At 69.2% G+C, this 25,185-nt stretch carries 23 protein-coding genes; 9 read left to right on the top strand and 14 right to left on the bottom strand.

What is annotated here, in order from left to right:
* Positions 1–3: 3 nt before the first annotated feature.
* Both BKA15_RS21435 and BKA15_RS21430 read right to left on the bottom strand, forming a co-directional pair.
* Positions 4–609: a hypothetical protein gene (locus tag BKA15_RS21435; RefSeq protein WP_179754180.1), complete on the bottom strand. Its 606-nt coding sequence runs from the start codon at positions 607–609 to the stop codon at positions 4–6.
* On the bottom strand, positions 606–3,824 hold the full coding sequence (locus BKA15_RS21430) for a LamG-like jellyroll fold domain-containing protein (protein WP_179754178.1): 3,219 nt from the start codon (positions 3,822–3,824) through the stop codon (positions 606–608). Before BKA15_RS21430 ends, BKA15_RS21435 begins: the two co-directional genes overlap by 4 nt.
* Before the next feature lie 162 nt (positions 3,825–3,986).
* Here BKA15_RS21430 and BKA15_RS21425 point away from each other — a divergent pair, with 162 nt between their 5' ends.
* Genes BKA15_RS21425 through BKA15_RS21415 form a run of 3 tightly spaced genes read left to right on the top strand, consistent with a single transcriptional unit; the run spans position 3,987 to position 6,537 of the window.
* Positions 3,987–4,994 (top strand): glycosyltransferase family protein, encoded by a 1,008-nt coding sequence (locus tag BKA15_RS21425; RefSeq protein ID WP_179754176.1) that lies wholly within the window; start codon positions 3,987–3,989, stop codon positions 4,992–4,994.
* A complete protein-coding gene (locus BKA15_RS21420; RefSeq protein WP_179754174.1) occupies positions 4,991–5,914 on the top strand; it encodes a glycosyltransferase family 2 protein in 924 nt (307 codons plus the stop codon). Before BKA15_RS21425 ends, BKA15_RS21420 begins: the two co-directional genes overlap by 4 nt.
* Positions 5,915–5,952: 38 nt before the next feature.
* Positions 5,953–6,537, top strand: coding sequence for a hypothetical protein (locus BKA15_RS21415; protein WP_179754171.1), 585 nt, complete (start codon positions 5,953–5,955; stop codon positions 6,535–6,537).
* Here BKA15_RS21415 and BKA15_RS36965 read toward each other — a convergent pair.
* The gene (locus tag BKA15_RS36965) at positions 6,534–7,367 is read right to left on the bottom strand and encodes a helix-turn-helix domain-containing protein (RefSeq protein WP_179754170.1); all 834 of its coding nucleotides are present in this window, start codon (positions 7,365–7,367) and stop codon (positions 6,534–6,536) included. The genes BKA15_RS21415 and BKA15_RS36965 overlap by 4 nt on opposite strands.
* 98 nt (positions 7,368–7,465) lie before the next feature.
* Here BKA15_RS36965 and BKA15_RS21405 point away from each other — a divergent pair, with 98 nt between their 5' ends.
* Positions 7,466–9,205 (top strand): type 2 periplasmic-binding domain-containing protein, encoded by a 1,740-nt coding sequence (locus BKA15_RS21405; RefSeq protein WP_179754167.1) that lies wholly within the window; start codon positions 7,466–7,468, stop codon positions 9,203–9,205.
* A gap of 10 nt (positions 9,206–9,215) precedes the next feature.
* Positions 9,216–10,304 carry a Gfo/Idh/MocA family protein gene (locus tag BKA15_RS36960; RefSeq protein ID WP_218871509.1) on the top strand — a complete coding sequence of 363 codons (1,089 nt, stop codon included), beginning with the start codon at positions 9,216–9,218 and terminating at the stop codon, positions 10,302–10,304.
* Here the strand turns inward: BKA15_RS36960 and BKA15_RS21395 are convergent.
* From BKA15_RS21395 to BKA15_RS36955, 5 genes are read right to left on the bottom strand one after another with little or no spacing between them, the layout of a single operon-like run.
* A complete protein-coding gene (locus tag BKA15_RS21395; protein ID WP_179754165.1) occupies positions 10,266–10,904 on the bottom strand; it encodes a hypothetical protein in 639 nt (212 codons plus the stop codon). The two genes, BKA15_RS36960 and BKA15_RS21395, sit on opposite strands and share 39 nt — an antisense overlap.
* Positions 10,905–10,910: 6 nt before the next feature.
* Complete coding sequence (locus BKA15_RS21390; protein ID WP_179754164.1) at positions 10,911–11,777, bottom strand: carbohydrate ABC transporter permease; 867 nt, start codon at positions 11,775–11,777, stop codon at positions 10,911–10,913.
* The gene (locus BKA15_RS21385; protein ID WP_179754162.1) at positions 11,774–12,709 is read right to left on the bottom strand and encodes a carbohydrate ABC transporter permease; all 936 of its coding nucleotides are present in this window, start codon (positions 12,707–12,709) and stop codon (positions 11,774–11,776) included. Before BKA15_RS21385 ends, BKA15_RS21390 begins: the two co-directional genes overlap by 4 nt.
* On the bottom strand, positions 12,706–14,037 hold the full coding sequence (locus tag BKA15_RS21380; RefSeq protein ID WP_179754161.1) for an ABC transporter substrate-binding protein: 1,332 nt from the start codon (positions 14,035–14,037) through the stop codon (positions 12,706–12,708). The genes BKA15_RS21385 and BKA15_RS21380 overlap by 4 nt, the downstream gene beginning before the upstream one ends.
* A 31-nt stretch (positions 14,038–14,068) precedes the next feature.
* A complete protein-coding gene (locus BKA15_RS36955) occupies positions 14,069–15,640 on the bottom strand; it encodes an alpha-L-arabinofuranosidase C-terminal domain-containing protein (RefSeq protein WP_218871508.1) in 1,572 nt (523 codons plus the stop codon).
* 157 nt (positions 15,641–15,797) lie between these two features.
* On the opposite strand from BKA15_RS36955, the gene BKA15_RS21370 reads away from it, so the two are divergent.
* Positions 15,798–16,862, top strand: a complete 1,065-nt coding sequence (locus BKA15_RS21370) for a LacI family DNA-binding transcriptional regulator (RefSeq protein ID WP_179754157.1) — start codon at positions 15,798–15,800, stop codon at positions 16,860–16,862.
* Here the strand turns inward: BKA15_RS21370 and BKA15_RS21365 are convergent.
* The 5 genes from BKA15_RS21365 to BKA15_RS21345 are packed head-to-tail and all read right to left on the bottom strand — an operon-like array spanning position 16,859 to position 20,826.
* Complete coding sequence (locus tag BKA15_RS21365) at positions 16,859–18,058, bottom strand: mannosyltransferase family protein (protein WP_179754155.1); 1,200 nt, start codon at positions 18,056–18,058, stop codon at positions 16,859–16,861. The two genes, BKA15_RS21370 and BKA15_RS21365, sit on opposite strands and share 4 nt — an antisense overlap.
* Positions 18,059–18,074: 16 nt before the next feature.
* The gene (locus BKA15_RS21360) at positions 18,075–19,193 is read right to left on the bottom strand and encodes a DUF1972 domain-containing protein (RefSeq protein WP_179754153.1); all 1,119 of its coding nucleotides are present in this window, start codon (positions 19,191–19,193) and stop codon (positions 18,075–18,077) included.
* 1 nt (position 19,194) lies between these two features.
* Positions 19,195–19,626, bottom strand: a complete 432-nt coding sequence (locus BKA15_RS21355) for an FAD synthase family protein (protein WP_312879183.1) — start codon at positions 19,624–19,626, stop codon at positions 19,195–19,197.
* Positions 19,623–20,390: a CDP-alcohol phosphatidyltransferase family protein gene (locus BKA15_RS21350; RefSeq protein ID WP_179754149.1), complete on the bottom strand. Its 768-nt coding sequence runs from the start codon at positions 20,388–20,390 to the stop codon at positions 19,623–19,625. The genes BKA15_RS21355 and BKA15_RS21350 overlap by 4 nt, the downstream gene beginning before the upstream one ends.
* Positions 20,391–20,409: 19 nt before the next feature.
* On the bottom strand, positions 20,410–20,826 hold the full coding sequence (locus BKA15_RS21345; protein ID WP_179754147.1) for an adenylyltransferase/cytidyltransferase family protein: 417 nt from the start codon (positions 20,824–20,826) through the stop codon (positions 20,410–20,412).
* Positions 20,827–21,009: 183 nt separating this feature from the next.
* On the opposite strand from BKA15_RS21345, the gene BKA15_RS36950 reads away from it, so the two are divergent.
* Together BKA15_RS36950 and BKA15_RS21335 are read left to right on the top strand one after the other, a co-directional pair.
* Positions 21,010–21,909 carry a siderophore-interacting protein gene (locus tag BKA15_RS36950; protein WP_218871507.1) on the top strand — a complete coding sequence of 300 codons (900 nt, stop codon included), beginning with the start codon at positions 21,010–21,012 and terminating at the stop codon, positions 21,907–21,909.
* Between the two features lie 31 nt (positions 21,910–21,940).
* On the top strand, positions 21,941–22,741 hold the full coding sequence (locus BKA15_RS21335; RefSeq protein WP_312879182.1) for a GNAT family N-acetyltransferase: 801 nt from the start codon (positions 21,941–21,943) through the stop codon (positions 22,739–22,741).
* On the opposite strand, the gene BKA15_RS21330 is transcribed toward BKA15_RS21335, so the two are convergent.
* Positions 22,725–23,303, bottom strand: a complete 579-nt coding sequence (locus BKA15_RS21330) for a TetR/AcrR family transcriptional regulator (RefSeq protein WP_179754145.1) — start codon at positions 23,301–23,303, stop codon at positions 22,725–22,727. The genes BKA15_RS21335 and BKA15_RS21330 overlap by 17 nt on opposite strands.
* 100 nt (positions 23,304–23,403) lie before the next feature.
* On the opposite strand from BKA15_RS21330, the gene BKA15_RS21325 reads away from it, so the two are divergent.
* The gene (locus BKA15_RS21325; protein ID WP_179754143.1) at positions 23,404–25,176 is read left to right on the top strand and encodes an ABC transporter ATP-binding protein; all 1,773 of its coding nucleotides are present in this window, start codon (positions 23,404–23,406) and stop codon (positions 25,174–25,176) included.
* The last annotated feature ends 9 nt before the right edge of the window (positions 25,177–25,185 follow it).

Here is a 25,185-nt window from a genome sequence, read left to right as displayed (position 1 = left end):
GATTCACCCGAGCGGGCCCTCGAACCTGACGACCGGCAGGTCACCGGTGACCGTGACCGCGAGCGAGATCTTGTCCCGCTGCTTCTCGTCGATCACGAAGACGTACCGGCCCTTGGCTGACCGGCCCGGCTCCAGCACGCCCTCGAACGGTTCCGCCGGATCGCTGCTGATCCGGTTCACCGGCGCACCGGTCTCGTCGGTGCACTCGACCACGACGGCGACCAGGTCGATCGGCTTCGAGGTGTCGTTCTCGATCACCAGATCGAACCGGACCCCCGGACCGGCGACCTCACCGGGCAGGGTGGCCTTCGCCTTGATCGACTTCGTCCGTTCGATCCGGACCGTGATGCCGTCGGCCACCTGGGCGGACTTGTTCAGCGGCACCGGCTTGCGGGCGGTGATCGACTTCTCCTTCACCTTGTCCCGGATGTCCCCGCTGCCCTGGGACGGCGGCGGCACCGGCTTCTCGACCGGCGGCCGGGCCGCGGACGGGGTCGCGGCCGGCGGCAACGCCTCCCGGCCGGGCGTCGCGCAGCCGGAGAGCCCGACGCCGACCACGAGGGCGCCGGCGGCGGCCAGAGCGGCGAGACCGCCGCGGAACTTGATCATGGTGCGATCACTTTCAGGTTGTCCACGGTGAGCCGGATCGGCGCGTTGCCGACGTTGCCGGACAGGTAGCCGAGGTAGCCGATCGAGCCGGCCGTCTGCAGCGACGGCGTGCCGTCGGTCCGGGTGATCTGGGCCGACGCCGGCTCGGTGCCGCCGACCGGCCAGACCTTCCCGGACAGCGTCGTCGTCCCGGTGCCGGAGATCGTGAACGAGACCCGCAGCGCCTGGCCTGCCTGGTAGGTCACGCTCGGCACGTTGACCTCGCCGAGGATCGTCTCCGAGCCGTTCACCGCCGCTGCCAGGACCAGGTGAGTCTCGCCGCTCGGCAGGAACCGCACCTTGAGCCGGTAGTCGGAGTTGCCCACCACCCGGCCCTGCAGGCTGATCGCGAGCCCGTTCCCGGTCAGCACCTTGTCCACCGCGAGATCGGTGATCATGGTCAGGTCGGCCGCCGACGGCTCGCTCAGCGAGGCCGCGAGCAGCGTCCCGGGCGCGGCGAAGTCGATCCGCCCGGTCCCGCCGGACGTGGCGAAGGCGCTGCCGCCGGAGGTGCTCCAGGCGCCGCCGACGTCGGCACTGCCCCAGCCGGTCGCGACCGTCCGGCCGAACGCGTCCCTGGCGACGACACCCGCACCGGCCGCGGTGACCCGCTTGGTCACCTGGCTCGTCATGCCGTCGTCGTCGGTGACGGTCAGCGTGACGTCGTAGCCGCCGATCGCCGGGTAGCTGTGCTGGACGGTCTCGCCGCTCCCGGTCGTACCGTCCCCGAAATCCCAGTGGTAGGAGACGATCTGGCCGCCCGCGTCGGTCGAGTCCCCGGCGTCGAAGGACAGGTCAAGATCATCGGCGGTCCAGCTGAACTCCGCCACCGGCGGCGTGTTGGTGCTCTGCCGGCCGGACGCCGCGTAGTGCAGCGCCACCTCTTCGGCGCTGAGCGGCCCCGGGTAGACGGCGACCTCGTCGATCCTTCCGTTGAGGAAGTTGCTGGCGGGCCGGTTCGGCCAGCCGCTGAGGTTGTCGCCGCCGATCCGCCAGTAGCCGTTGTAGGTCGGGCCGGTGGTCACCGCGGGATCGACCGCGACCCGGTCGCCGTCGACGTACAGCTCGAGGCCGGCCGAGGACAGCTGGCCCACCACGTGGTGCCAGGCGCCGTCGTTGTACGCCTTCGCCGACCGGACCGTCTTCGCCGAGCCGACGCCGAACGTGATCCGGCCGCCGGAGTCGAGATAGACGTGCCGGTCGTAGCTGCTGGAGGTGCCGGTCTGGCTGTTGCCGTACCCGATGATCTTGCCGCCGCTGCTCGACGTCGAGGAGAACCAGCCTTCGACGGCGAACGTGCTCGGTGCCGGCGCCTGAGTCAGCGAACCGGCCCGGCTGAGCGAGGATCCGCTGAACACCGCGGCGCCGTCGTTGTGGTTCAGCAGGGCACCGGACGAGGTCCGGCTGACGCTGTTGGTGCGCAGGTCGTCGCCGCCGGTCAGGTCCGGCGAGGTGCCCGACGTGAAGCTGTTCAACCGCCAATAGCGGCTCGGTTGATCACCGAGCACACCGATCGCGTACGTGCCGAGCGACGTGTTGGCCGGCATCGTGATGTCCACGTAGTCGCCGGTGGCCCGATTGCCGTCCGGGTCGATCGCCACGATCCGGTAGCGGTACGTCTTCCCCGGCTCGGCGGTGCTGTCGACGAAGGACAGCTTGGGCCGGTTCCAGAACTGCGAGACGCCCTTGACCGTGCCCAGCGGGGTGCCGACCTTGTCGGACCGGACCACCTGATAGCTGAGATCTTGATCATCCTGGTCCCAGTTGGAGGTCCAGGTGATCTTGGCTGCGTGCCCGTCCATCGCGCTCACGGTCGGCTTGAACAGCGCGCCGCTGTCCACCGGACCACGCTTCTTCGGCGCCTTACTGGAGGTGGCGAACCGGACCAGACCCTGCTGGCCGGCGCCGTTGACCTTGGTGAACTCGCCACCGGCGACCAGATAGTCGCTGTTGCCGGTAAGGCTCCAGGCGGCCTGCCACTGGCCGGTGAAGTTGGCCGCGGTCAGGGTCGGGAAGTAGTTGATGATCGACGGCGCCGGCTGGCCCTCGAAGTTGCCGTAGCCCGAGCCGGTCTGGCCGTTCTTGGCCACCGTCCCGGTGGCGTCCTTCGTGTACGCCATCAGGTAGTGGTGCTGCCGCGGACTGGTGTCCGGGTAGCCGCCGATGTTCCTGCAGTAGTGCGGATGCCCGGCTCCGTAGACGACGCCGTTGGCGCTGAACGCCGAGTACGTGTCGCCGTGGCAGTCGTCCAGCCACTTGATCGCGCCGCTGGTCGGGTTGGCCGCCCAGACGCCCTCGAAGTTGCCGGTGCCGAAGTTGAAACTGGTCCCGTAGACCGTGTCCCCGTCCCGGGTCAGGTAGTAGGTGCCCGCGGTGTCGCCGGCGTTGCGCACGACCGTGTTGATCGAGAACGGCAGCAGCGAACCGTTGGAGGCGTTCAACGACGCGATGCCGTACGCGGCCGCACCGTTGACGTTCTTGAACTTGCCGCCGATGATCACCTTGCTGTTGTCCGGGGTCAGCGTCATTGCCTGGATGTCGGCGTCGGCCGTGGGCGCCCAGCCCAGCAGCGACCCGTCGGCGGCGCTGAACGCGGCGAGCCGGGTCCGCGCCACGCCGTTGGCCTGGGAGAACCAGCCGCCCACGTACACCACCGTGTTGGTCACCGCGATCGCCGCGATGGTCGCATTGGTGGACGGGGCGAAGCTGCTGATCAACGCGCCGGTCGCCGTGTCGTAGGCCGCGATCCGGTAGCGGTTCTGCCCGTTGGCCGTGGTGAACGAGCCGGCGACGTAGAGCCGCTTGCCGTCCGGCGAGACCTTGACGTCCTTGACCGTGGCGTTCAGCGACGGGTTGAACGAGGTGATCAGCGCACCGGTGGTGACGTCGAAGGCGAGCAGGTTCTGCCGCGTCGTCTCGTTCTGGCCGGCCGGCGAGCCGGCGGGCCGGGCCTTGGTGAACTGGCCGCCCGCGTAGACCGTGTTGCCGTTGATCGCCTGGGTCCAGACCACCCCGTTGATCTGCACGGTCGGCAGGGCGTCGGCGGTCACCATCCCGGCCGGGCGCTGCTTGATCGGTCCCGGCGCCGCGGCGGCCTGCTGCACCGGCAGCATCGCCAGCAGGGCAACCGCGAGCAGGATGGCCAGAGCGCGACTCGGTGCGCGCCTGGCAGGCATGAAGCTGCGCATTGACTTCCCCGACAATTTCGTGACTGACGCGGCCCCCACCGCCGCAGACACTCCCCCTGAATCGCCGACCGATGGCCGACCAAGGGAATGCTAACCGATCGCCGTGCGCTTTTCACCCGCTTCGGGAAAACTCCCTGAGACACTGGGCCGGTGCCACGCCTCACCGTGCTGCAGTCGTTTCCGACGCCGCGGCCGACCACGAATCCGTACCTGATCATGCTCGCCGAACGGCTGGAACGGACCGGGCAGGTCCGGGTGCTGACGTTCGGTTATCGGACCGCGCTGCTCGGGCGGTACGACGTGTTCCAGGTGCACTGGCCGGAGATCCTGCTGCACGGTTCGAGTCCGCTGAAGAAGCTGGCCCGGCAGCTGCTGGCGTTCGCGTTCATGATCAGGTTGGCGATCACCCGGACGCCGGTGGTCCGGACCGTGCACAACGTCGAGCGACCGGAAGGGCTGACCCGGCTCGACCACCGGCTGCTGGATCTGATGGACCGGTTGACGACGCTGCGGATCCGGTTGAACCGGCACACCCCGGTACCGGCCGGAGCGCCGTCCATGATCATCCCGCACGGCCACTACCGGGACTGGTTCGCCGGCCACGCCACGGAATCCCTTGTTCCGGGGCGAATCGGCTATGTCGGCCTGATCCGCCGCTACAAGGGGGTCGAGCGGCTGTTGGAGACCTTCGCGGGTACGGACGCCGACGTCACGCTGATGATCGGCGGCCAGCCGTCGACCGCGGAGCTGGCCGAGGCGATCACCGCTGCGGCGGCGGCCGATGCCCGGATCACCGTGGTTCCGCGCTTCCTGGACGACGCCGAGCTGGTCTCGATCGTGACCGGCTCGGAGTTGATCGTGCTGCCGTACCGGCTGATGCACAACTCCGGCGGCACCCTCGCGGCGCTGTCATTGAACCGGCCGGTGCTGGTCCCGGACAACGAGGTCAACCGGGACCTGGCCGACGAGACCGGGCCGGGTTGGGTCCACCTGTTCGACGGTGAGCTCCGGGCCGAGGACCTGATCACCACCCTCGATCGGGTACGCCAGCCACGCACCGCCGAACCGCGGCTGGTCGGCCGCGACTGGCCGGAGCTGGCGGCCGCGCACCTGGCCGGCTACCGCCAGGCGATCGCGATCCGGCGGGCCGGCGGATGAAGATCACAGTCGGCATCCTGACCTTCCGTCGCCCGGAGTCGCTGGCCCGGTCGCTGCCGGTCGTGCTGGATCAACTGGGCCGGAACCCGGACCTCGACGCCGAGGTGCTGGTCGTCGACAACGACCCGGCCGGTTCCGCCCGGGCCATCACGGAATCCGTTCCGGGCAAGGCACTCCGCTATCTGGTCGAGCCCGAGCCCGGGATCGCCGCCGCCCGCAACCGGGTCCTCGCCGAGACGACCGGCTCCCGGTTGTTGATCTTCCTGGACGACGACGAGGTGCCGGAGCCGGGCTGGTTCGACGCCCTGCTGCGGACCTGGCGAGCCGCCGGCCGACCGGCCGCGGTAATGGGCCGGGTGCAGTCGGTCTTCGATCATGACGTCGACCCCTGGGTCGCGGCCGGCGAGTTCTTCCGCCGGCGGCGGATGCCGAGCGGCACCGAACTCGACGCGGCGGCCGCCGGCAATCTGCTGCTCGATCTTGATCAGGTCCGCCGGACCGGCGTCCGGTTCGATCCGGGCCTCGGGCTGGGCGGCGGCGAGGACACCCTGTTCACCCGGCAGCTGCACGCCGCCGGCGGCCGGATCGTCTGGTGCGACGAGTCGGTCGCGGTGGACACGGTGCCGGCGGGCCGGACCACCCGGCGCTGGGTGAAGGCCCGCTCCTGGAGCCAGGGCAACAACCAGGTCGCCGTGGAGCTCCGGCTCGCCCGCGGCCCGCTCGGCCGGGCGTTGGTCCGGGCCCGTGCGGTGCTCGGCGGAGCGGTCCGGGTCAGCGGCGGCATGGCCCGCGCGTTCGCCGGAGTGATGACGAGGTCGTTGCGGCACCGGGCCCGCGGGATCCGGACCGCCTGCCGCGGCGGCGGCATGATCGCCGGCGCACTCGGCGCCCGCTACCGGGAGTACGCCCGCGATGCGTAGCGGCTACCGTGAGATCCCGATGATCACCGAGGAGGACCATGACCGAGCCGATCGTCAAGCGCGGCATCAAGATCACCGGCGAGAATCCGATGATCGTGCTCTATCGAGAGGGCACCGAGGACGACGTCGTGGCACTGGTCAGTCTGTGGACGGCGACCTATTCCCCGGTCGGGACCGGCCGGGCGTTGCTGATCTGGGTGGATCCCGACTACTCCGGCCTCGGCGCCGACGCGCCGGTCGGCATCTACACGGACAACGCCGCGCTCGCCGACTACGTCTGGCAGAACTTCTACCGTGACTACCCGCGGATCCGAGGTCGCGGCATCGAGACCGCTCCACCGATCCCCGCGCTGTTCACCGAGACCTCGGGTGGGGACCGGTTCCATCGGATCACCTGCGCGACCGGCCCGACCATGATCGAACTGGAGTGGCGCGACGTGCTCGACTGCAAGCAGGTGATCACCTACCCGCCAGGCTTCGAGTGCAGCGTGGTGGTCTGCCCGTGCGCCCACGGCGAGATCCGGGTCAACGGAGTGGCCGCGCGGGGCGAGGTGCACCAGCCCGAGGAGTGGGCCGGCAGTTCGGCCACCCTCGCCTTCGCCGAGACCTGGCGCGAGATCTAGCCGGCTAGGCGTATCGCGGCGTGGCGCCGGCGGTAGGCCGAGGGCGGGACGCCGCAGTCGGCGGTGAAGGCCTCGTAGAAGCGGGACAGTGAGCCGAAACCCGAGCGATGCCCGACTTCGGCGACCGAGGCGTCGGTGGTCAGCAGGATCCTTTGCGCCACAGCGATACGGGAGCTGGTGAGGTAGCTGTTGATGGTCCGGCCGAGGGCCTGTTTGAAGATCATCATCGCGTGGTGCGGATGCACGTGGATGGCGTCGGCGACATCCTTCACCCGCAGCGGTTCGTGGCAGTGCAGGGCGATGAAGTTCGCCATCTCGGCGGCCTGGGAGAGTACGGACCGGACCGGCGAGCCGGTGCGCTCCGGGCTCGCGGCCGGCGACTGCAGGACACGGGTGATGAAGGCCCGGAGTTCGAGGGCGACGAGCTCGCGGACGTCGGCGTCGGGTGCGGCCAGGTCCCGTTCCCACTGCCGCAGATGCGCGGCCGAATAGAGCGCGCTGACATCGCGGGTGCCGATGATCACTTCACCGTCCAGCAGTCGCCGGACCTGATCGGCAGCCAGTCGCCAGGTGAGGAACTGCGCGAGCGGCACGGTCAGCCAGGTCATCTGAACCAGCGGTCCCTGCACCAGAAGCTGATGCGGCTGCGCGGCCCAGAACACGGCCGCCTGCCCAGGCCGCAGCGTCAGCGGGCGGCCGCCGATCAGGTACTGCAGTGGGTCGCGGGCGTAGTTCAGCTCGATGTCGTTGTGCTGATGGGCCTGGACCATCGTCGGCGACCAGAGATTCTGGCACGCCAAGCCGTAGGTCGCCGGTTCGGTGATCGTCACCAGGGTCCTCCGTCGGCCGCGGTGTTGATCTGAGGATACCGGAAGTCTGGCGGGCAAGACCGGAGGAACCTCCCGCCTTCGGTGAATATCGTCGCGCCATGAACCCGATCAGACGACGATCACTGCTCGGTGCCGGGACCGCGACGGCCGCGCTGGCCGCATCGGGTTGGCTGGCCGGCTGCACGGGCGAGCAGGGCGGCGGAGGCGACCGGCCGAAGTCGTTGCAGGACGTACCGATCAAGGAACTCGGGCCCGAGACGCCGGGCGTCAACTATCCCGAGGGCTACGTCGGCGCACGGGCCACGGTGGTCGAACCGTTCGGGGACGGCAGCACCGAGTTCCGGGTCGTCGTACCCCAGGACGCCGAGGTGGTCGGCGACTGGAACAAGAACACCATGACGTCCTGGTTCGAGAAGCGCACCGGGGTCAAGATCAAGTTCACGTCCGTGCTCGCCGCCGCGACCGACGGCTCGCCGGACCTGACCAAGGTCAACGCCATGCTGTCGTCCGGTGATCTTCCGGACGCGTTCCTCGGCCTGCCCTTCTCCAACGACCAGGTCTCGTTGTACGGCCAGCAGGGGCTCTTCGTCGCCCTGGACGAGTACATCGACGTCTACGCACCGCACATGCGGCAACTGCGGTCCGATTATCCCGGCCATCAGGCGCTGACGCAGGCGACGGACGGGAAGGTCTACCAGTTCGCCGGCATCAACGACTGCTACCACTGCGCCTCCAGCCCCGGCCGGGCCTGGATCAACCAGCGCTATCTGGACCAGGTCGGTGCGGAGCTGCCGACCACGACCGAGGAACTGCGCGAGGTCCTGAAGCTGTTGCAGGAAAAGGATCCGACGCCGAAGGGCAACCTGATCCCGTTCGCCGCGAGTGTGGAGAATCCGGTCGACACGTTCATCATGAACGCGTTCCTCTACAACCCCGGCGGCAGCGCCAGCGGCGGCTGGCTGGCATTGGCCGACGGCCGGGTCGAGTTCGTCGCGACCAAACCCGAATGGCGCGAGGCGCTGCGCTTCCTGCGCACCCTGCACGACGACGGGACGCTGGGCCGGGACGCGTTCACGATGACCGACGCCGCGCTGCTGCAGGCCGGCAACCAGGGCCGGCTGGGCTTCGTCCGGGCCTATTACTGGGGATCCTTCAGCGACATCGAGTACCAGCCGGGCGCACTGTGGAAGGACTACGTGGCGGTGCCGCCGCTGCGCGGACCGGCCGGCGTGCAGTACGCGCGCTGGGACCACTTCGGCTACAAGACATCGCCGCTGGTGATCACCTCGGCCTGCAAGCAGCCCGAGATCCTGGTCCAGTGGGCCGACGCGCAGATGGAACTGGAGGCGTTCCAGCACCACGTCGCCGGCAACCAGGGCGAGAACTGGGACTGGTCGAAGAAGGGCGCGAAGGGCATCAACGGCAAGCAGGCCCTGTACGAGTTGAAGGCGTACCCGCCGCCGGCCGGGACCTCCTGGAACCAGTTCGGCGCGATGTACAACTCCAACGACGCCCGGCTCGGCATCCAGATCAACGAGGCGAACCCGAACTTCGAGGCCGAGCTGTACCGGGCCGCGCAGTCCTATCAGCCGTTCGCGGAACCGGAGACGATGCAGGTCCCGCCGTTGATCTTCGACGACACCGACGCCGCGACGAAGGCCGACACGGCGGCCACGATCTACAACCGGGTCCGGACGGCGCTGGCGTCGTTCGCGATCGGCGAGACCGACATCAACGACGACCGGGCTTGGGACGACTACGTCGCCTCGTTCGACGAGATCGGCATCAAGGCCTATCTCGAGCTCTACCAGCGGGCCTACGACAAGCGGCCGAAGTGACGGTGCTGACGTGACTGAGCCGAGGGTACGCCGACTCGGCGTGATCGGGCTGGGCGAGGGACGCAGCATGCTGTCGGCCGCACGCTCGTCGGACCGGTGGCAGGTCGCCGGGGTCTGTGATCTTGACGAATCCCTGATCCGGCAGCGGCTGCGGGAATTCGATCTTGATCGCTGGACGACGAACTACGACGACCTGTTGGCCGATCCGCGGATCGACGCGATCGCGATCTACACGCCTGATCATCTGCATCGTGATCATTGTGTCCGTGCCCTCGAGGCCGGCAAGCACGTGATCTGCACGAAGCCGCTGCTGGACTCCCTGGCCGGTGCCGACCAACTCCTGGACGCGGCGCGCCGGTCGCCGGGGCGGTTGATGGTGGGCCAGAGCACGCGGTTCTTCGAGCCCATGATCAGGCAGCGGCGCGACGTCGAGGCCGGCCGGCACGGCGACGTCGTCGCGGTGGACGCGCACTACCGCTCCGACTCCCGCTGGTTCCTGAGCCGGGACTGGAGCACCGGCACGGCGTTCTCCTGGCTGTGGAACTTCCTGATCCACGCGGTCGACCTGGTCCGCTGGTACCTGCCGGACGTGGACGAGGTCACCGGCTTCGGCACCGCGAGCCCGAACACGCTCGGCGCGGGCCTCGACCGGCCCGATTCGCTGCGCTTCGTGCTGCGCGATCCGGCCGGCCGGATCGCCACCGTGTCCGGCGACTACACGCTGCCGAAGATCGACCAGCGACTCGAGCCGGCGATCGGTTGCCAGGTCCGCGGCACGGACGGATCCAGCCGGGCCGACTACCCGGGGCTCACGTACCACACGCGCTTCGCCGGCGAATCCCCGCAAACGAAGGATTTCGGCCACCTGGCCGGGCACTACTTCCGGTTCGGCGGGACCAGTCACCACGCCGGCGAGTACCAGAACTATCTGGACTACTTCGCGACCTGCCTCGACGACGGGATCGACCCGGCGCCGGGACCCGCCGAGGCCATCGGCACGCTTGCCCTGCTGGAGGCGATGGAACGCAGCATGGACAGCGGCGGCCGACCGGTCCGAGCCTCACAGCTCCTGGCCGACCGCAACCTGATCACCCAGTGACGCCCGGGCCCAGACGTACGGCAACGGCAGCGCCAGCAGGATGACGACGGGGAAGGCGGCGTGGCCGCTGGCCAGCACGAAGATCACGAAGGCGGCGACCGTCCCGAGGGCCGCAACCGGCCGGATCATGATCACCCTCAGTGCCTCCCGGTAGGCGGCGACCGCAGCGCAGCGGGTCCGGAGCGCGTACGGCAGGGCCGTGATCATCAGCAGGCCGCCGATCCCGGCCAGCGCGACCGAGACGCCGGCGGAGAGCAGCATCCAGGACTGGCGGCTGATGTCGTAGGCCGTGATCGCCGTCGACGCGAGCCCGAGCGCAGCCAGGCCCGGCCAGCCGATCCGCACGGTCGCCACCCAGGCGCCGGGAAGCGTACGCAGAATGGCGCCGAGACGGTGCTGCTCACCGGTCAGCAGCATCTCGCAGGCCCGGGTCCAGGCGAGCAGGGTGGGCAGCACCAGCAACGTCACCGCGGCGATCGTCACGAGTGGAGAGCGCGGCAGCACCCGCGGCAGGCACCAGCCGGCCGCGCAGAGCACCCCGCCGACCAGCAGGATCGGCAGGTTCTCCCAGACGAAGCGCACACTCGCCGGCCACCGCACGGGCGGTCACCCCCGGATCCCGACCGTGGCGATGGACTCGATGAACTGGCGCTGGAACGCCAGGAACAAGATCAACATCGGCAGCACCACCAACACGATCCCGGCGAAGATCACCGTCGCCTGGCCACCACCCTGCTCGGCCGCGAGGAACACGAGGCCGACCGGCAGCGTCATGTTCTCCGGCGAGCTGAGGAAGATCAGCGGTCCGAAGTAGTTGTTCCAGGACGCCTCGAAGCCGAGGATCGCCAGGGCGGACAGGGCCGGGCCGGACAGCGGCAGCAGGATCTGGAACAGGATCCGTGCGTGCCCGGCCCCGTCGATCCGGGCGGCTTCGTCGAGCTCCCTCGGGATGGAGTTGAAATACTGCCGGAGGAAGAAGATCGCGAACACGTTGATCAAGCCGGGCAGCCACAGGGCGACCAGGCTGTCGAACAGGCCGAGCGTGCGCATCATGATGAACACCGGGATGATCGTGAGCTGCCCGGGCACCATCAGCGCGGTGAGCAGGCCGACGAAGATGATGTTGCGGCCGCGGAACTCGATCCGGGAGAACGCATACGCGGCGAGCGACGAGGTGAGCAGCGACCCGCCGACGATCATCACGGTGACCAGCACGCTGTTCAGGGCCATCCGGAGGATCGGGACGGCGTGGAACACCTCACCGAAGTTGGTCAGGGTGACCTCGGGCGGGATCCAGGTCGGCGGAAGCTGGAACGCCGCTGTCGGCACGGTCAGGCTGGACGAGATGAGCCAGACCAGCGGAGAGATCATCAGGACGCCGAACGCGATCAGCAGCAGGCTGACGATCAGGCGGGCGACCACGTTGCGGCGCACCGGACGCCGGCGCCGGATGGTCCGGGTGGACTCGGTCATGCGTTGTGCACCCACTTCCGCGAGCCGACGAACTGGACGACGGTGACGAGCATGATCACCACGAAGATCACCAGGGACACGGTCGAGGCGTAGCCGATCTGGAACGACTCGAAACCGATCTGATACAGGTACATGACGGCCGAGATCGTGGCGTTGTCCGGCCCGCCCTTGGTGATGATCTGGATCGGATCGAAGATCTGGAACGCGCCGATGAACGTCACGACGGTGGCGAAGAACAGGCTCGGCGTCATCAGCGGCACCGTGATGTGGAAGAACCGGCTGACCGCTCCTGCGCCGTCGACGCGGGCCGCCTCGTGCAGCTCCTTGGGTACGGTCTGCAGCCCGGCGAGCATGATCAGGAACGTGTAGCCGATCGTGTGCCAGAAGTCGATGCCGATGATCGACGGCAGCGCCCACGCCGGATCGGTCAGCCAGATCGGCGGGGTGATGCCGATCTGGCCGAGATAGTACGAGACGTACCCGAACGTCGGGTCCAGGACGTACCGCCAGAGCAGCGCGACGGCGGCCCAGGAGATCAGGAACGGGAAGAACGTCGCCACCCTGACGAAGTAGGACAGGATCTTGCTGATCCCGGCGTTGACGGCGACCGCGAGCAGCAGCCCGACCGGCAGATGGGTGATCATCGAGCCGAGCGCGAACAGGAACGTGTTGCGCAGCGACCGGGCCAGCAGCTCGTCGGAGAACAGCCGGGCGAAGTTGTCCAGGCCGGTGAACTCCGCCGGCGTCAACAGGTCGTAGGAGAACAGGCTGAGTGTCAGCGCGGCGATGAACGGCCCGAGCACGAAGATCGCGAAGAGCAGCATGGCGGGGCCGATGAACAGCCAGCCCGCGATGTTTCGCCGGCGCCGCTGCACCGCCCGGCCCGGTCGGGACGGGCTCGCGGTCACGACCGGCGTCTGGATGTCGATCATCGGGGCTGCAGGAGTTCTTGAAGCTTCGCGTGGGCTTCGCCGAGCGCCGCCTCCGGGGTCTTGTTGCCGGTGATGCCTTGCAGCCAGGCCTCCTCGATCACCTTCTGGCATTCGGTGGCCCGTTCCGGCGACGGAACGGGCGTGGCGAACTCGAGCTGCTCGTAGAGCAGTTCGGAGTTCTTCGGCGCCTTGGCCAGGAAGTCCTTGCCGGTCGCGTCGGAGATGCGGGCCGGCACCGAGGTGGACTGGCTCTTGGTGAACGCGTCCCCGAACGGCTCCGACATCAGAAACTTGATGAACGACCAGGCGGCGTCCTTGTTCTTCGAGTTCTTCAGGATGGGGATGCCCTCCCAGCCCACGGGCGCGCCGGCCGCCTTGTTCTTGGGCCAGCGGTAGAGCTGCACCCGCTCGGCGACCTTGAGCCGTTGCAGGTCGGGCGTGGGCCACCGTCCGCCGCCGAGGCAGGCGAGCTTGCCCCGGGACAGCTGGGTGCCCGCGTCGAACGTCCCGCCCGGCTTCGGCGAGAGCCCGTCGACGATCAGGGACCGGACGAACGTGAGAGCCTCGATGGCCTCCGGGCTGCCGAACGTCGATTGGGTCCAGGTCGGGTCCATGGTGCTGGTGCCGTTGGTGACCAGCCAGGGCATGACGTTGACGAAGTAGCCCGACCCGCTCGGCATCAGGAAGGCGCCCGTCTTGTCCTTGATCGTCCGGCCGGCCTGCCGGAAGTCGTCCCAGGTCCACTCCTCATCGGGGAGGTCGAGGCCGGCGGCCTTGAACACGTCCAGCGCGACATACATCGCCATCGTGTTGTACGCCAGCGGCATGTAATAGGTCTTGCCGTCCGGCGACGCGAACTCCTTCAGCCACGTGATCAACTGCGGCGGCGTGTCCTGATACAGCTCGTCGACGAACGCCTGATCCTTGGCCAGGTAGTCGTCGAGCGGTTCGAGCAGGCCCTTGGACGCGAACAGACGCTGACCTTCGGTGGCCACCAGGACGGTGTCGATCTGCTGACCGCCGGCGAGTCTGGTCGAGATCGTGTTGAGGAAGTCGGCCCAGGTCGCTGCCGGGACGCCTTGGGCCTTGATCGCGATGTCCGGATTGGCCTGGGTGAAGGCGTTGAAGAGCGCCTGGTACTCCTTCTGCCGGTCAGCGTCGCCGTAGAAGACGAACGTGACCGTGGACTTGCCCGGTGCGCCGCCGCTGCTTCCGCCGCACGAGGTCAGGGTGAAGGTGCCGCCGGCGCTGAGTGCGGCGGCGCCGAGGCCGAGGGCTGCCCGCCGGCCGATCCGGCGGGTGCTCGGCGTGATGATCTTGGTCTCCATGACAATCTCCAGTGATTGAAGTGACCGGGAGCTAACGACGTTGGCTCTCCGGGAAGCTGTTCCAGCCGCCGTCGGTCAAGGTCCACGGGCCGGTCCGGTCCGGGACCCTGTCGATCGTCCCGGCGTTGTACGCCAGCGGGAGATCGAGGTGGCAGATGGTGAGGGAGTGCGGCGGAAGGCTGGTCCGCCCGTCGGTGAACTGAATCTTGGTCTCGACCGGGGCAACCGGCGTCGAACCGATCTCGTTGGAGGAATCGGGGCTCGGGCCGGTCAGGACGGTCGCGGGCAGCCGGCCGGTGATCGGCCGCCCGGCGATCTGCACGTCGCAGTCGACGGCGTCGGCCGGGTCGCGGTTGATCAACGCCAAGCTGATCTTGGTGCCGGCCGCGTCGATGGTGGCGAGTTGATCAACGACCGGCACCTCGGCACCGGCGAGCTGTGCGCCGCTGCCGACGCTGTGCAGGACCCGTTCGCCGAGCAGCTTCGCGTACAGGGCGAAGACGTGGAACGTGGTCCGACGGACGACTCCGTCGGCGTGCACGAAGAGCGGGCCGCGCGTGTTGATGCTGGGCGCGATATTGGCCATTGAGACCACGTCGGCCTTGCGCAGGCACGTGTTCAGGAAGCTCGCCGTGAACAGGGCGTCGGCCATCGTGTACGTACTGTTGTCGTCGTTGCGGTCCCGAGCCGCGATCGCCTCGCTGCTCGTACCGGAGGGATGGTGCCAGCCGCGCAGATTCCATTCGTCGAACGCGATCGAGATCTTGCCGGCGAAACCCGCGGCCTCGATGATCGACTCCGTCCGGACGATGTCCTGCTGCGGCTTCAGCGACTGGCCCACCGCCGTCAGATAGTCACTCGGATGATCTTGCTCGGCCAGGCCGTCCCAATAGCCGTGGACCGCCACCGCGTCCAGGTACGGTCCGGCCGCCGCGAGCAGCGGCAGGGTCCAGTCGAGATCCGCCCGGGCCGCGGTGATCAGGTGCGCCGACTCGTCCACCCGACGGATCATCTTGGCGGTCTCGCGAACCAGGGCCGCCCATTCGGGAGCCTGCTTCGCGCCGATCTCCCAGCTGCCGTAGTTCTCGTTGCCGATGCTCCAGAACGGCACGGCGAACGGTGCGACGTTGCCGTGTTCGGCGCGGAGGTTGCTCCAGCGACTCGCCCCGCCGGGCAGATTGCAGTACTCGACCCAGTCGCTCATCTCCTCGGCCGTGCCGGTGCCGGCGTTGAGACAGATGTACGGATCGGCGCCGATCGCCCCGCACCACCGGACGAACTCCCGGGTGCCGAAGGTGTTCGGGTCGGTGACCCGCCAGGCCTTGTCGTAGTGCGGGGTCCGCGTCGGCCCCACGCCGTCCAGCCAGTGGTAGCTCGACACGAAGCACCCGCCGGGCCAGCGCACCACGGGCGGGGCCAGCTCGCGCATGGCGTCGATCACGTCCTCGCGGAAGCCGTCGCCATTGCTGAGCCGCGAGCCGGGGTCGTACAGACCGCCGTACACCTGACGGTGGAAGTGCTCGATGAAGTGGCCGAAGATGTTGCGCGAATAGGGGGTGGCGGGTCGCGTCAGAACGACGTCGATCGTGGCGGATGGCTTCACCGGCCAGGCCTTCCTGCAGAGGGATGAGATGTGGTGAGGAACGAGAACAAGAACGAGATTAGAACTGATTCGTTGTTCTTTGCAATACTCTGATCTTGTTCTGATTTTGTTCTTGTTCGATAGGCTGCGCTCCAGCCGTGGCGGAGGGTGAGAGACCATGACGAACGCGCAGTCAGCAGCGACCAGCAAGCCGGCCACCATGCGCGATGTCGCCGAGGCCGCCGGCGCGCCGCTCTCCGCCGTGTCGCTGGTCCTGAACGGCAAGTCCGGTGTCTCGCACAGCCGCCGCCAGAAGATCCTCGAAGCCGCCGAGCAGCTCGGCTACGCGCCGCCGGCCCGCTCCACCGAGAGGACCCGGACCCCGGTGATCGGGCTCGTCATGGAGGCCTTGTCCCCCAAGGCCGCCGAGGACGGGTTCATGGCCAGTGTGGTCTCGGGAGTCGAGGCGGGCCTTCGGCACTTCGGTATCCAGATGCTGCTGCACCTCTACCGTCCCGATGGCGACCCGTTGGCGACGTTCCGGTCGATGGTCGGCCGGGACGTGGACGGAGTGATCGCGGCGAACGGCGGCGACATCGACGCCGACGCGATCGAACGCATCGCCGCAGCCGGCACGCCCCTCGTGCTGGTCGAGAACTATCTCGAAACAGACCCCCGCATCCCCGCCGTGGTCGCCGACAACTTCACCGCCGGCCACCAGTGCACCCAGCACCTGATCGAGCTCGGGCACGAACGCATCGGCATGCTGCTCGGCTCGACCAGGTACGTCAGCCTGACCGACCGGCGCCGCGGCTACGAGATCGCGCTGCTGGAACACGGCCTGGTCCCCTCGGCCGAGCTGATGCCGCCGCAGACCAGCGGCGAACTCGTCAAGGGTTACGCCCAGATGAAGCAACTGCTCGGCCTGCGCAAGCCGCCGACCGCGGTCTACGCCGTCAGCGACAAGAGCGCGTTCGGCGCCTACCAGGCGATCACCGAGGCCGGCCTCCGGGTGCCCGACGACATCTCCGTCGTGGGCACCGACGACGTCCAGCAGAGCGCGGCAACGTCCCCGGCCCTGACCACCTTCGGCGTCCCGACCTTCGAGCTCGGCCGCACCGCCGCCCAGGCCATGCAGGCGCTCCTGACCAACCCCGGCAGCGCTCCGACCCGGACCGTCCTGCTCGGCCAACTCGCGGTCCGGCAGTCGACCGCCCCGCCGCGGCGGCGGTCCCGCCGCTAATCCGCCCAGTTGCCCAGGGCGAACTGGATCGTGTTGTAGATCAAGATCAGCAGGCCGATGATCATGATCGGCCAGAACCGGAAGACTCGTGGCCGCGACACGGTCAGGGAGGCGAGCAGGATGAACAGCGGGAAGACGGTCAGGGTGTTCCGGGCCAGCGAGAGATAGGTGTTGCTGGTCATGAGCGACAGCGCGGTCAGGCCGGCCAGCAGGGCGGCCGGCCAGTCCCGCCGGCGCAGCAGCAGGATCACCGCGAGGCACAGGCCGATCGCGAAGATCAACTCCAGCACGCTCTGCACCCGCCAGTCCGGCAGGGGCTCCGCGATCACGTGGATCAGTTGCTGGCGCAGGGTCTGCCAGGGCCACTGGGTGATCCGGTTCCAGCCGTCCCGCTGGGCGTCGAACCAGACCGTCAGACTGCCGGTCCGCCACCACAGCCAGCCCAGGTAGAGCGCGGCGCCGAGCCCGCTGGCCGCGACCATGATCAACCGGTGCGGCCGGAAGCTGCCCGGATTCCGGCGGACGTCGACCAGGTAGAGCGCGATCAGGGCGGGCACCAGGAACAGTCCGCTGACCCGGGTCGCGGTCGCGATCATGCCGAACGCCGCGGTGAGCAGGTAGCGGCGGCGCAGGCAGCACCACCAGGCCGCGGTGGCGCCGAGCAGGTAGAGAGCTTCCGAGTACGAGACGACGAGGAACAGCGCGTACGGCCCGGCCAGGAAGAAGATCACCGCCCGCCGGGCCACGGTCGTCCCGTGCCAGTGCTCGGCGATCCGGTAGACCAGGATCCCGGCACCGAGCGAGCACAGCGCCGGCACCAGCCAGAGCGCGAAGGTGCCCGCCGCCGCCCCCGAATCCCCGAGCGGCACCGTGCCGAGACCGAACAGCCAGCCCAGGCCGCGGGCCAGCAGCGGATAGCCGGGGAAGAAGGCGACCCGCTCGATCGTCGTCCCGTCGGCGCAGGCGGGGCCGAAGTAGCCGGCCTCGAGGATGCAGGCGAAGTAGCCGGAATCCCAGTTGAAGAAGGTGCCGAACGGTCCGGGCCGCGCATGCTCGGGCACCCCGGCGACGGCGACGACGATCCAGCCGAGGCCCTGGATCAGGGCACGGGCGGCCAGCCAGGCGAAGACCGGAAACCGGACCCACTCCGGGATCCGCACCAGCCGCTGCCGGACCGCGGCCGCGACCGTCGTCATGATCGGGACCGCCCGCTCAGCGAGGATTCGGCGACCGGGCGGCCAGCCGGTGGCAGAGCTGCTCGTAGCCGTCCGTCACGTCGTCCCAGTCGTAGCGCCGGATCGCCGCCTGCAGGGCCGCGCCGGCCACCCGGACCCGGTCCGGTTCCCGTTCCGCGGCCATGATCTCCGCGGTCACGTCGGCCGGCTCGGTGAAGTAGCCGCCGTGGTGTCCGATCACCTCGCGGTTGAAGATCACGTCGTACGCGATCGGGTATGCCCCCGCACCGGCCGCCCGGAGCAGCGACGGATTCGTACCGCCGACGGAATGGCCGTGCAGGTAGGTCCGGCAGTGCCGGTACAGCTGGTCGAGTTGATCTTGGTCCCAGATCGCTCCGAGCAGTAGGACCCGGTCGTCGGCGGCCGCCTCGACCCGGGCCGTGTAGGCCTCCGCGTACGGCGCCGAGCCCACCACGACCAGCGGCAGCCGGGCACCGCTTGCCGCGTAGCCGGCGACGATCTCGCGGACGTGGTTCTCCGGCTCGAACCGGGCCACCACCAGGTGGTAGCCGTCCGGTTCCAGGCCGAGCGGGGCCAGCCGGTCGGCCAGCGGCGAGTGATTGATCGGCGCCCCGTACGCGATCATGGTCGTCGCCGCGTCGAACTCGCTGCGGTAGTAGTCAGCGATCCCGCGGGCGTCGGCGATCAGGTCGTCCGACCAGCGCACCGCGAGCCGCTCGGCCAGCCGGTAGTACCGACGACCCAGCGCGCCCCACTTGCCCCGCTGCCATTCCAGGCCGTCGACGTGGGTGGCGACCGGGATCCGGCGAGCCCGGATCACCGGCAGCAGCAGCGCATTGGCCGCATTGAACACCAGGGCCACCTGGACGTCCCGCAGCGCCGGATTGATCACCGACAGCGCCGTGTGCGCCAGCGTCTCCAGGGACCGCTTCCGGACGATCGGCAACTCGACCCGGCGCATCCCGAGATGCTCCTCGCCGGGCCCGTCCGGGTCCGGCCGGCAGAACACCGTGACGTCGTGACCGCGCTTGGCGAGCCGGCTGCCGACCTCCTCGACCGCGGTCTCGAAGCCGCCGTACCGGGCCGGTACGCCGCGGGTCCCGATCATCGCGATCCGCAACGTCGCGCCGGCCATGTCAGGCCCGCCCGGTGACGGTCGTGCGCAGAACGGTGCTCGAGGTGTGCGCCGTGTAAGGGAAGTAGCGCACGATCACCCCGACCGACGCCATCGCCTGCTCCAGCCGGTCGCCCTTCGGCGTGCCCCGCCAGTCGTCCCCCTTGAAGATCACGTCGAAGCCGTAGCGGCGCCAGGCGTCCAGCTTGTCGCTGGCGTGATCGACGACGACCTCGTCGACCAGGTCGAGCGCGCCGACCACCTCGAGTCGCTCCACCAACGGCACCACCGGCCGCTTGCCCTTGGCCGACTCCAGCACCTCGTCGGTGACCACGCCGACGATCAGCCGGTCGCAGTGCGCCCGGGCCCGCTGCAGAATATTGAGGTGTCCGATGTGGAACATGTCCCAGGCCCCCGGCACGTAACCCACCAGGGCTCGACGCGACCCGCTCACGGAGCGACCCGGCTCAGCGCCAGCACGTCGGAACGCCATTTGATCACCACCAGAAGGAGATAGCCGGCGGTCGCGACCGCCATCAGCGTGTAGCCGATCCCGAACACCCAGGGAACGCCCCAGAACAGGAAGAGCAGACAGAGCAGCCCGTAGTCGGTCGGCAGCTTGAGCAGAGTCTTGATCAAAGAGGCGGCCTGCGGCTGCGGCGGCGGCTCACCGCGCTCGGCCCGGGCCAGCCGGCCCATCAGGTCGACCAAGATCATTCCGAAGAAGTGCACGCTGGACACCAGCGCGAAGCCGAGCGGGACCAGCAACAGGGGCTCCGGCACGGCCGGCACGAACCGGTCGGCGTAGCGGAACCAGGCGATCAGCACGACCAGGTGGACGGCGACCACCTTCACCGCGTCGATCATGTGGTCCAGCCACTCGCCGTCCGGGCTGCCGCCGCCGCGCAGCCGGGCCAACTGGCCGTCGGCCGAGTCGAGGGCGTACCCGATCATCAGGCCGGCGCCGACCGGCAAACCGAGCCACCAGACCGGCGGAGCCAGCGCGAGCACGGTGATCGACGCGAACGTGAAGACGGCGCTCAGCCCGGTGACCTGGTTCGGCGTCAGCCCGAGTCGGTACGCCGACGCGGCGAACACCCGGCCGACCGGTCGGTTGACGAACAGCGAGTACGGCGGCGCCCCCTTGGCCGACTTCTGCGCGGAGCGCAGCTCACCCAGCGAGGACCGGAAGGTCGGCCGCGCACCCCGCATGCCCATCAGGGCCCTCCATGATCATTCAGGCCGGTATCGGCACGGCACCATCGTGTTCCGCGCGTGGGGCGCGTTCGGAACGCAAGGCCGCCTGCAGAGCCGGGCTCGCCGTCGACCGCCGCGGAGTCAGGTCGATCTCCCGGACGCCGAACGGCCGCGAGCGATCAACCGAGTCTCCATCGATCAGCAGCAGCGTCGCCGCTGCGGCCGATCCAGGCACGGCATCGTGCACGACGACCTCGTCGACGCCGCGCACATGGCCGACCAACGCCGTTCGCTCGGCCAGCGGAACCACCGGTGGCCGACCGTCGGCGCGCTCGATCGCCTCGTCGGTGTAGACGCCTACGATCAGCCGATCGCACAGGCTGCGAGCCTGGGCGATCAGGTCGAGGTGACCGACGTTGAGCAGGTCGAACGAGCAGGCCAAATAGCCCAAACTCATACAAACCCCCGAAAGCACATTTCCCCCACGCATAAGGCCTCCCCCGAGACCTGAGGAGAACCTTAACCCGCCGGGGCCGCAGAACCAAGACCTTCGTCACACTCCGGTGCACGGCCCGAGAATGTGCTGTACGGTAGGTGAGGCTCGCCTAAGCTCGCCACGTCATCCAAGGGGATTCAGTCCGTGACCGTGATCGAAACCGCACCGGCTGCGCCGGTCGACACCCGGCCCTACACCTCCTTCCTCGGCAGCGTCTCCCGAGTCGTCGAGCTCTCCTCGTCGATGATCCGGATCACCTGCACCGGCCCCGAGTTCGAGAACTTCGGGCCGAGCCGCTATGACCAGCGGATCAAGTTGATCTTGCCCGTGCCGGGCCGTGGCTTCGCCGACTTCCCGACCGGCGCGGACTGGTACGAGCAGTGGCGGCTGCAGCCGCCGGAGCAGCAGAACCCGATCCGCACCTACACCGTGCGTGCGTTCCGCAGCGATCCCGCGGAGCTGGACATCGACCTGGTCCGGCACGGCATCAACGGGCCGGCGTCGGCCTGGGCCAGCCAGGTCGCCGAGGGTGATCCGGTCGCCGTGCTCGGCCCGAATCGCCGCTACGACGGCGATCCGGGCGGCGTCGAGTTCGTACCGCCGCCGGCCGGGACGCCGATGCTGCTGGCGGGCGACGAGACCGCGCTGCCGGCGATCGCCGCCATCCTGGAACAGGTCCCGCACGACGTCCGCGGGAAGGCGATCATCGAGGTGCCGCACGCCGACGACCGGCTGGAGTTGATCAAGCCCGGCGGCGTCCGCGTCGAGTGGCTGGTCCGCGACGGCGCCCCGGTCGGCCGGCCCATGATCGACTGCTTCGCCGACCACGCGGCCGAACTGTTCGGTGGCCAGGCCGGCAGCGGGACCGTCGTCGCGACGGACGACGAGGATCCCGACGTCGAGCCGTGGGACGTTGCCGAGCAGGGCAACTACGCCTGGATCGCCGGCGAGGCGGCCATGATCCGCACCCTCCGGCGCATGCTCGTGAACGACCTCGGCGTGCCCAAGGCGTCCGTCGCCTTCATGGGTTACTGGCGTCTCTGAGCACCCTCGGGCCGGCGGGTAGCCTGCCCGGGTGAACGACGAGAACGCGCGGCTGCTGGCCGCCTACGACCGGCAGTTGCGGACCAGCGCCGAGGCCCAGGGCGCGCTGGCCCTGAACCGGCTCGGTCCGCTGTGGCTGGTGAAGAACGCGGGCGGCCGCGGGTTCATCACGTATCGCGATCTTGATGGCGCCGACGCCGACGGGGTACGGAAGCTCGTCGCGGCCGCGGTCGACCACTACCGCGCCGACCCCGCGATCACCACGGTCGAGTGGAAGACCCGGGGCCATGATCACGCACCGGAACTGCACGAATCCCTGCTGGAGCACGGCTTCACGCCGGAGGAGCCGGAGTCGATCATGATCGGCGACGCGGCGGCACTGGCGGTCGACGTGCCGCTGCCCGACGGCGTCGCCCTGCACCGGGTCGAGGACGAGGCCGGACTGCGGAAGTTCTGCGAGCTCGAGGCGGTCGTGTTCGGGATCGACGCCGAGCCGCTGCGACAGGCCCTGCAGGAGCGTCTCGCCCAGGACGACCTGCTGGAGGTCTGGATCGCCGAGGCCGACGGCGTCGCGGTCAGCGGCGGCCGCCTGGAACCCGTACCGGGCACCGAATTCGCCGGCATCTGGGGCGGCGCGACCCGGCCCGGCTGGCGCGGCCGCGGGATCTACCGTGCCCTGACCGCCGCCCGCGCCCGTTCGGCGATCCGGCTCGGCCGGACCATGATCAACAGCGATTCGACGGAGGGCTCCCGGCCGATCCTGGAACGCTACGGGTTCATCAAGGTCTCGACCACGACGCCGTACCAGCTGACGGTCAACGCGGCCGGATGATCTTGCGCAGGGTGTCCAGGCAGTGCGTGGTCGCCGCGTGCCGGTTCATCGTGCCGGCCCGGACCTGGGCCCAGGCCGTGAACAGTAGCGACCAGAGCAGCCCGGACAGCCAGTCGGGCGACATCGCGTCGTCGATCGACCCCTCGCGGTGGCCGCGCATGATCAACTCCGCCAGCGCCTCTTCGGCGGGGCCGCCCTCCTCGGTCCAGAACTCCTCGTTGTCCGGCTGGATGGACTGGGTGAACATCAGGGTCAGCCAGTCGCCGAGTTCGAAGTACTCCTGACAGAGCCGGACCAGCACCTGGTCGGCCGCGCCGTCGCTCAGCCGGGCCCGTTCGGTGGCCTCCTCGACGCGGCGATCGGCCTCCTCGGTCAGCGCGGTGATCAACTCCGACCGCTCCGCGAAGTAGCGGTGCACGGTGGTGCGGCCGACGCCCGCCTCGACGGCGACGTCGGACATCGAGGCGCCCGGGTTGCGGGCCAGCAGGGCGACGGCGGCGTCGATGATGGCGCGCCGGGTGCGTGCCCGGGTGCCGGACTCGGCCGCGGAGGTTTCGGTCACATCGCCCCTTTCTTCGCGAACACGGTACACGTATGGAACATCGCTACCCTATACGGAAATTCGGTTGTCGTAATGGAACAGTGCTGTACCATTCCTGACCATGGAGACCCACAAGCCTTCCTTCGCCCGCCTCCGGGTGCTCTGGTCGTTCGCCTATCCGCACCGCCGCCGGCTGCTGCTCGGACTGGTCCTCGGCCTGGTCGTGTCCGCGGCCGGGCTGGCCACGCCGATGGTGACCAAGTGGGTGCTCGACACCCTGGCTGCCGGCGGTTCGCTGGCCACACCGGTGCTCGGCCTGCTGGTTCTGCTGGTCGTCGGCGCCGCGGTCTCGCTCTGGCAGTGGATCCTGCTCGGCACGCTGGGTGAGCAGGTGGTCCGGGACGCCCGCCGTTCGGTCGTCGGGCGGCTGCTCCGGGCCAAGCTGCCCCAGGTCACGGTGCGACAGCCGGGCGAGCTGGTCACCCGGGTCACCTCCGACACCGTGCTGCTCCGGGAAGCGGCGGCCTCGAGCGTGATCGGCCTGGTCAACGGCGCGATCATGCTGGTCGGGACGCTGGCACTGATGGCCGTGCTCGACCTGGTGCTGCTCGGCACCACGGTGATCGCGGTGGTCGTGGTGGCGGCCCTGTTCGGCCTGCTGATGCCGCGGCTGGCCAAGGCCCAGGAGGCCGCCCAGGAGCAGGTCGGCCGGCTCGGCGCGCTGCTGGAGGGGACCATGCGCGCGATCCGTACCGTCAAGGCGAGCCGGGCCGAGGACCGGCAGGACGCCGCGATCGGTGCCGCTGCCGAGCAGTCGGCCGCTCACAGCATCCGGGCCGTGCGGCTCGAGGCGACGGCCTGGACCATCTCGTTCTCCGGGATCAATCTGGCCATCATCGCGATCCTCGGCTTCGGTGCCTGGCGGGTGGCCACCGGCGATCTGGCGGTGTCCAGCCTGGTCGCCTTCCTGCTGTACGCGTTCGGGCTGATGGGTCCGATCACCGAACTCAGCCAGAACGTCACCGCCCTGCAGTCCGGGATCGCCGCGGCCGGCCGGATCCGCGAGGTCGAGGCGCTCGAACCCGAGGCAGCGACGTCCGAGGTCCGGCCGCTGCCGGTCGCCGAGGAAGGGCCGCTGGTGCGCTTCGAACGGGTCGGCTTCGGCTATCGGCCGGACCGGCCGGTGGTGTCGGAGATCGAATTGGACCTCCCCCGCCGTGGACAGCTGGCGATCGTCGGCCCGTCGGGCGCCGGCAAGACCACGCTGGTGTCGCTGCTGTTGCGATTCGTCGAGCCCGAGCAGGGCCGGCTGCTGCTCGACTCGCGGCCGTACCAGGACTTCACGCCGACCGAGGTACGGTCCCGGATCGCTTATGTGGAACAGGAAACGCCGGTGCTGCCCGGAACGATCCGGGAGAACGTCGCCTTCACCCATCCCGACGCCACCGAGGCGGAGATCTGGGCCGCGCTGGCCAAGGTGCAGCTCACCGAGTTGATCAACGAGCTGCCGGACGGGCTGGACAGCCAGCTCAACGGGTCGACGATCTCCGGCGGCCAGCGGCAGCGGATCGCGCTGGCCCGGGCGATCCTGCGCTCACCGGATCTGTTGATCTTGGACGAGGCGACGGCGCAGATCGACGCGCTGACCGAGGCTGCGGTCACCGCGTGTGTCACCGAGCTCGCCCGCGATCATGCCGTGCTGACCATCGCGCACCGGCTGTCCACGGTGCTGGACGCCGACCGGATCGTCGTCCTCAACGAGGGCAAGATTCGGGCGATCGGTGATCATCGGCAGCTGCTCGCCACCGACGAGCTGTACCGAGAACTCGTCGCCGCGCTGCGGATCGCGGAGCGGACCGAACCGGAGTCTGAGACGGCAGTGGCCGGAGTATGACCCGAGGTC

Source organism: Microlunatus parietis (assembly GCF_013407955.1).
GTDB lineage: Bacteria > Actinomycetota > Actinomycetes > Propionibacteriales > Propionibacteriaceae > Microlunatus > Microlunatus parietis.
Note: the sequence above shows the minus strand (reverse complement) of the source record. Positions and strands in the feature narration are given on the sequence as shown.